This is a genomic window from Rossellomorea vietnamensis, assembly GCF_008180615.1.
Taxonomy (GTDB): domain Bacteria; phylum Bacillota; class Bacilli; order Bacillales; family Bacillaceae_B; genus Rossellomorea; species Rossellomorea vietnamensis_D.
On record NZ_VTEH01000034.1, the window covers coordinates 1 to 5,178 of the forward strand.

Below are 5,178 nucleotides of genomic sequence, written 5' to 3' on the forward strand. Positions count from 1 at the left end.
TAGGAGTCTGGGCCGTGTCTCAGTCCCAGTGTGGCCGATCACCCTCTCAGGTCGGCTACGCATCGTTGCCTTGGTGAGCCGTTACCTCACCAACTAGCTAATGCGCCGCGGGTCCATCTGTAAGTGGCAGCCGAAGCCGCCTTTCCACTTTTCCTCATGCGAGGAAAAGAACTATCCGGTATTAGCCCCGGTTTCCCGGAGTTATCCCAGTCTTACAGGCAGGTTACCCACGTGTTACTCACCCGTCCGCCGCTGACTTCAGGGAGCAAGCTCCCATCAATCCGCTCGACTTGCATGTATTAGGCACGCCGCCAGCGTTCGTCCTGAGCCAGGATCAAACTCTCCGAAAGAAGTTTGACTTGCTCATTTGCTATTTTTAAAGTATTAGCAACTTTGTAAGAAACATGTTCTTACTAGATTTACGTTGACGTTTTGTTTGTTGTTTTGTTCAGTTTTCAAGGTTCAATCGACCAGAAGTCTATAATAACATATCGTTTCGTTGTTGTCAACTTCTGCGAACAACTAATTTATAGCTGCTATTTATTTTCTATCGCTCTCTCGTAGCAGCGACATTTATTACTATACCATTCTACTTCGTAGAAGTCAACATCTTTTTGTTTGTTTTTTTCTTTAACGGCAGCGATGTTGAAAGCCGAATACCTAATATATCATTTCCGTATAACTATAACAAGGTTTTTTTATAAAAAAGAGAGTACTATATTCGTACCCTCTCTGCGTGAGTTAATTCAATGATCATCTATCTTTACTAAACGTCTTTTGAATTGCTTCTTCAAGAGCCAGTTGTTCAACCTTTGGTTTGATATACCTTTTGGTTACATTAATATCCTTATGCCCTGCAAGCCTTGAAACAATCTCGATGCTAACCCCTTTATCGACCAGCCGCTGACAAAAGGTGTGGCGAAGCTTATGGGGATTAACATCAAATTTCTTTAATATGTATTGTATAGATCTTTCTGTAAGTCTCTCATTTGTTCTGGAGACAAACAGCGCCGTTTTGACTTGTGAGATTTGGATATATGTTTTCAAGTAATCATTTGCTTCTTCTGATAACGGGATGATTCTATGGGCTCCAGCGGGAGTATTGACTTCCAAAGTTTTCGCTTCCAAATCGACATCTGATCTATCCAGTGCACATAGTTCAGATACTCGGATACCTGTATGCAGCAGTGTATACACAATTGCTGTATTTCTGCAATTAGATTCATCTCTTACTTTTTTCAATATAGATTCACATTGTTCGTTGTTTAAAGTTTCGATTTCATTTTTCTTTTCTGCCGTTTTGATTTCTATTTCTGCTGTAAGATCTGGTCGCTTTAAGAATTTAGAAAACGTTCGAATGGCGCCAAATATCTTATCATTGGTTATTGGACTTCTGCCTTGATTCTCTAAGAAGTTTATGTAACTCTGCACTTCATTCCGGGAAAGTTCATTTAGGGTCAGTCCTTTGGTTTGAAGCCAGTCCTGGTATTTCTTCAGTTCTCTTTGATAAGTTGTTACTGTGTTTGCTGACTTTCCTTCTTTTCTTAGCCAAACTGAAAATCTATCGATAATATCATGAGAATGTTCCAAGATTAACACCCCTGAGAAATAGACTTGGTGATTTTATGGTAAAGGCTTTGATATGGGAAGTCAACTTCTGCGAAAATAAAGAGTGTAGAGTTGCAGATCCGTTTTAAATCCTTGTTCTGGAATTATCCTCATGTCACACTAAAGGCAAGTGAATGTACTCTTTACACTCGATTCAAATCATGTGAATCCTGGCACCTTCTTTATTGTTAATGAATGCCCCTCTTCTAATAATAAAGTTCAGGTTCGGCAATCTCATGCAGCAATATCTTTGATTTACTCCGAACCTTTAGCTCCACTCGATTTGAGTTCAATAAGTTAGCTACTTGCACCGGGCAAATCTTATAAGGGGCAGTATGATTTTGGATATATTGCAGCAGTGCCCGGTGCTCCCACTCTTTTTCAAGACCATTAATATTTCTACTTGAATGGGGTAATCAAATCCTGAAACCAACTCTAGTGCTGACATTGCAATACCAATAGTTCCACATCCTGATCCCAACTTTTGATCTGATGCTAAATAATAATATGTCATGCAATAACCCCCAGCCATAAGTTAGGACTTTCTCTTGTTTAAATTCACTTACTATAATGATCGGGTTAGCCTAATGTAGATTAAATCGGCAGCACTGGAAATAATTCAAACGATTATATCAGATTATCATTCAGGGATTCTTTGTTACTCATCAGCGAAAGAAAGCAAAAGACTCGTCTATGGACAAGTCTTTTTCCAAGGATGCTTTTGAAAAATTGCTGCTGTAGAGAGTGCAGGTGATCTTCAACCCCCTAACCTGCTAAAGGATGTTTTTTTAACCCTTTTAATTAGAGGGTTAACTTATTTGGTCAGCCTTCTATTGAATTATCTTTATCAACTCTTCTAATCCCCCATCATCATAAAATTTCAGGGTATTTATTTTACCTGTATTATAAATGTTGACTCTTCCTGTTACCTTAATATCTCCTTCTTTAATATCTCCTTTGTAATAGTGCACATTAACGGTAAAGTTGTATGCACCATCCGTTTTTTCATCTTCTTTGACATTTATTTTATCTGCTTTCAGTTGATAGCCTTTGTAATAGGCTAATTGGGTAAAAGTAAGCTGGTTGGTATTTATATGGCCTTGAAATGTATTTTCTTCAAAATAAGGTTGATAAATATTTTCATAATAGGAGTATAAATTACTTTGGTATTCTTGAGCTTTGTCTTCTTCTATATAGGAATCTTGATCATCTAATAACTTTTTCAACTCTTTATCAGGTCCAGAGAATACATTATCTAGAACCGTTTCTATCGTTTCAATATTTTCATCCTCGGGAGCAGCTTGTTCCCACAGTATTTTTTCAGCTATGAGATATCCTCCACCTACAAGGAAGATCATAATGAAGGCAGCAGATAAAAGTTGAACGGGCCAATTAAAGCCTCTGCCGATACCTTTCTTTTTCTCAATACTATGAATGAGGTCTGAATATACATCCTCTTTATCAGATTCTCCCATAGTGATGGAATCAAGTGATTTTAGAGTTTTGTCATATTCCTTGTTTTCATCATATTGTTTCATGATCATATCCCTCCTTTTGCAATTGAGTTTTTAAGGCCTGCAATCCCCTGAAAAGGGTCGTTTTCACTTTACTTTCTTTCCACCCAAGGACTTCAGCCGTTTCCTGGATTGACAGTTCTTTGATCTTTCTCAATATAATGACTTCCCGATACGATCTCTTTAATTTGCTTAAGGAGTTATACATTTGTCGTTCAGCTTCACCTAATTGCAAAATTCTTTCTGGAGAATCATCACTTGAAGGAAAGGCCATAATGGAATCGGCAAAATAACGAATGGGTTTTCTTTTACGCATAAAATCTATGGTCACATTCCTGGCAATACGATACAACCAATTCTTGTCGCTCATTTCTCCTTTGAAATGCGCCAAATGATTATAGGCTTTAAGGAAGGTATCATGTGTTAAATCTTTAGCTTGTTCGTGATCTCCAATCATAATTAGTATAAATTGATAAATCGCATCACTATATTTCTGGTACCACTCACTTATCCTTTGCTTTCTAACTTCATCTTCCATATCCTTCACCCCTCTTTTCATCCTACTTTCCAAGGTTTTTGTTGCCTCACCCTAAAGACGGCCGGATCATCAAAAAGTTTCACATTAAATTTGCACAGATGATGAAATCACGTATGCCAGGCTAAAAAACCTCTTATATTTTGAAGCAGCCCTGCCTTGTCCAACCACATTGGGATTAACTGATTTATGGCGTGTCTACAAGTTATCTCGGCCATTATTTGATTTGGTTTTAATTTATAGGCCAACTCAGACACTGTAATTAAGTGTTAACCGAATGCAAGATGAGTGTTGAAAACAACCTATTCTAAATGGGTGTGCTCTATGATAAACTTAAATTATCAATTTTTCCCAGATGAGCACCGATGAGTATTCAGTTAAAGATGTGTTTAACTAAGAAATCCTCAATGTTTGATGATTTTACGGAGGTGATTAACTTGCAAAACGTACCGAGGTTTAAACCCCAGTATATTACCATTTCATTAATGTTATTAGTAATCATAGTTTTACTATTATCATTATTTTCTGGTCTATCATCAATAAAAGAGGCAATTACTTTTATATTAATCATTGGATTGCTTTCTTCTTTGACTATAGATATTAAGAAAAATTCATTTCAGAAGAAATCATCTACTACCGCTTATAAGTATGCTGTCCTCATATTCTTGTTCTCTTGTTTAAGCTTGTTTTAAACAGCTCTTAATCAATAAACGTGAGCTTTAGTTCAACTATAAAACTCCAGAACAACTGAGTTCCTTTTTCATTAATAAAATCAACTGTATCCTATAATGTGATTAAACTAAAAAAGAGCATCCCATCGGATACTCTTTTGCTTGGCCACGGCTTGTTCTCGCAGGGGGAGGCCCAACTACCATCGGCGCTGAAGGCTCGGACGGCGATGCGGCGAATCTCTTCGTCCGCTTCGCTCGTTCGCATCCTCATGGGCGGTTGCCCACTGCGGTGCTCTCTCCCTCTCGTCCTCGACCTTCTTGCTCCTCCCCGTCCTCGCTCCTGCGTCTTATGGATTTTGCGGAGGGAAAGGCATTTCTCTCTTGTTATTTTCAATACAAAAAAAGAGCACCTCTTCGGGTACTCTTTGGTTTGCCTGGCGACGTCCTACTCTCACAGGGGGAGATCCCCCAACTACCATCGGCGCTGAAGAGCTTAACTTCCGTGTTCGGCATGGGAACGGGTGTGACCTCTTCGCCTTAGTCACCAGACATATTCAATTGAAAGAACATTGTTCTCTCAAAACTAGATAAAGTATTAGAAGAAAGAAGAAAGTATTCCGAGTTTCGCTGTTATTCGTGGTTAAGTCCTCGATCGATTAGTATCTGTCAGCTGCACGTGTCGCCACGCTTCCACCTCAGACCTATCTACCTGATCATCTTTCAGGGATCTTACTCACATAAAGTGATGGGAAATCTCATCTCGAGGGGGGCTTCATGCTTAGATGCTTTCAGCACTTATCCCTTCCGCACATAGCTACCCAGCGATGCCTTTGGCAAGACAACTGGTACA

The 5,178-nt window shown here is 38.9% G+C and carries 4 protein-coding genes and 3 rRNA genes; all 7 read right to left on the reverse strand.

Features of this window, described 5'->3' with window-relative positions:
- Positions 1–350: ribosomal RNA gene (locus FZC79_RS22685) — 16S ribosomal RNA — on the reverse strand; the annotation flags it as partial.
- Between the two features lie 403 nt (positions 351–753).
- Positions 754–1,590, reverse strand: coding sequence for a tyrosine-type recombinase/integrase (locus tag FZC79_RS22690; RefSeq protein ID WP_187442936.1), 837 nt, complete (start codon positions 1,588–1,590; stop codon positions 754–756).
- A gap of 319 nt (positions 1,591–1,909) precedes the next feature.
- Positions 1,910–2,122: a hypothetical protein gene (locus FZC79_RS22695; RefSeq protein ID WP_148948890.1), complete on the reverse strand. Its 213-nt coding sequence runs from the start codon at positions 2,120–2,122 to the stop codon at positions 1,910–1,912.
- A 316-nt stretch (positions 2,123–2,438) separates the two neighbouring features.
- The gene (locus FZC79_RS22700; RefSeq protein WP_148948891.1) at positions 2,439–3,146 is read right to left on the reverse strand and encodes a hypothetical protein; all 708 of its coding nucleotides are present in this window, start codon (positions 3,144–3,146) and stop codon (positions 2,439–2,441) included.
- The gene (locus FZC79_RS22705; RefSeq protein ID WP_148948892.1) at positions 3,133–3,660 is read right to left on the reverse strand and encodes an RNA polymerase sigma factor; all 528 of its coding nucleotides are present in this window, start codon (positions 3,658–3,660) and stop codon (positions 3,133–3,135) included. The genes FZC79_RS22700 and FZC79_RS22705 overlap by 14 nt, the downstream gene beginning before the upstream one ends.
- Before the next feature lie 1,100 nt (positions 3,661–4,760).
- Positions 4,761–4,877: ribosomal RNA gene (gene rrf / locus FZC79_RS22710) — 5S ribosomal RNA — on the reverse strand.
- Positions 4,878–4,964: 87 nt separating this feature from the next.
- Positions 4,965–5,178, reverse strand: a 23S ribosomal RNA gene (locus FZC79_RS22715); the annotation flags it as partial.

What these genes read in the sequence shown, in the direction of transcription:
- FZC79_RS22695 (WP_148948890.1), bottom strand. Translation starts at nt 2,122, where the DNA reads ATGACATATTATTATTTAGCATCAGATCAAAAGTTGGGATCAGGATGT.
- FZC79_RS22700 (WP_148948891.1), bottom strand. Translation starts at nt 3,146, where the DNA reads ATGAAACAATATGATGAAAACAAGGAATATGACAAAACTCTAAAATCA.
- FZC79_RS22705 (WP_148948892.1), bottom strand. Translation starts at nt 3,660, where the DNA reads ATGGAAGATGAAGTTAGAAAGCAAAGGATAAGTGAGTGGTACCAGAAA.